The organism is Pyrobaculum sp. (assembly GCF_049971835.1).
GTDB lineage: Archaea > Thermoproteota > Thermoprotei > Thermoproteales > Thermoproteaceae > Pyrobaculum.
In genome coordinates this window covers 1-1,439 of the sequence record NZ_JBMFKV010000356.1, presented here as the reverse complement: position 1 = coordinate 1,439, position 1,439 = coordinate 1, and the positions used below count along the sequence as shown (strand labels likewise).

The following is a 1,439-nucleotide window of genomic DNA, read 5'->3' as shown; positions in this document are numbered from 1 at the left end:
GTGGCGCCCGCAACGTTCCGCGAGGTGGACGCCTTGGCGTACCTCAGGGAGCTCCCAACAGAGAACCGCCAGAGGCGGGTAATAGTCGTAGACCCGCCATACCCCACTCACCCAGCTGGCGATTCGTACCGCTATGAATGGCTGTACTACCCTCAGCCATGGCAGAGCTCGTACCTCTCGGCTGTGCTCAAGGAGGCTAGGGCCAAAGCAAGGGCTGTTGTGTTGAAGTACATGGGCGATCGCAGAGAGGAAGCCGAGCTCACAGCTGTAGCCGACTATGTTGTTATTTGGCGGTTTGTGAAGGCATATCTCTTAGTCAATAGCGGTAATGTTGTCGTGAGGAACGCCTCTAAGATCTTCATCTTTCTATCGTGAACCCGGGGCTGTGAAGACGTCGAGAGGTTGGTCGGGGTGAAGGTTGCCTTTTAAGTACTCGCCTAAATGACTAGGTATGTGAAAGTTGCGTAGCTGGCCTCGCGGAGCTTCAGCTCGCCACCCCGTGCCCCACGGGCCATCTGTTGCACGGAGACGTCCACTTTTCCCACCTGATCGTACACCCTGTCCACAACGCCGAGCCTGGCCCTGACGCCGATCCCGGGTTGCGCGTTCTCGGTTACGTGCTCGCGGGGGACCGTGAGGAAGCTCTTCAGCGGCTTGTCCTCCTCTAGGACGTCTTCGTACCAAAAAACGTAGCGGAGAAGTATCCTGTTCCTAAACACTAGTGGCGGAGGGGCCGACATATCTACGAGGTGCTTGTAGGGCCTGCAAGATGGCCTACTCAGCCTCACAAGAACCAAAACACCGCCACGTTAAATTTTTGACGGCCTCCCTCTGGACCTCCCACCGGGGCGGGCCTACAGCCCGTGTGGCGCTAGACGAGCACGATCCTCGGCCCGCGTATCTTTAGGTGGAGGTGGCGGACCCTAAACCTCTCGGCGTAGTCGACCTCCGCACTGTAGCGTCTGACGACTGCGGCCCGCGGTGCTTGTCTTTCGTACCAGTCTGCAAAAACTGTGGAGGAGAGCGACCTGTACTCTTTTGGCGGGAGGCTGGCGAGCTCTTCGGCTATGAGGAGGCCCAACTCGGCTAAGGACTTGGTGTCTCCAAGCCCCGCCACGCTATAGAGCTCGGCGTGTTCAAAAAACGGAGACGCCAGGGCACTACGCAGGACCTCCCTTGTGCGCAAGACGACATAAAACCTCTCTTCTCCTGTTGCCTCCACATACTCTACGGGAGACGCTCTCACACTGTGTGTGGTCCCTCTTTTTTTAAGTCTTTACAGCTGGCCAGATAGCCAGCACCGTAGCGCCCTAGTGGACTCTGAAGGCCAGGGCTACTAGTTTCCTGAACGCCATCTCCTTAGCCTTGTCCAGAAAACTGGCCATATAAACCTTGTGACCTCCCTCCTCGCCTCTAGGCCCAGGCGGGGGAACGAGTCT

The 1,439-nt window shown here is 57.6% G+C and carries 3 protein-coding genes; 1 reads left to right on the top strand and 2 read right to left on the bottom strand.

Annotated elements, in window-relative coordinates:
- Positions 1–375 (top strand): hypothetical protein (locus ACP5J3_RS14620; protein WP_428496349.1); only part of this gene is annotated, 375 nt, incomplete at its 5' end.
- Between the two features lie 62 nt (positions 376–437).
- Here ACP5J3_RS14620 and ACP5J3_RS14615 read toward each other — a convergent pair.
- Both ACP5J3_RS14615 and ACP5J3_RS14610 read right to left on the bottom strand, forming a co-directional pair.
- A complete protein-coding gene (locus ACP5J3_RS14615) occupies positions 438–788 on the bottom strand; it encodes a hypothetical protein (RefSeq protein WP_428496348.1) in 351 nt (116 codons plus the stop codon).
- A gap of 83 nt (positions 789–871) precedes the next feature.
- Positions 872–1,246, bottom strand: a complete 375-nt coding sequence (locus ACP5J3_RS14610) for a hypothetical protein (protein WP_428496347.1) — start codon at positions 1,244–1,246, stop codon at positions 872–874.
- Between the last annotated feature and the right edge of the window lie 193 nt (positions 1,247–1,439).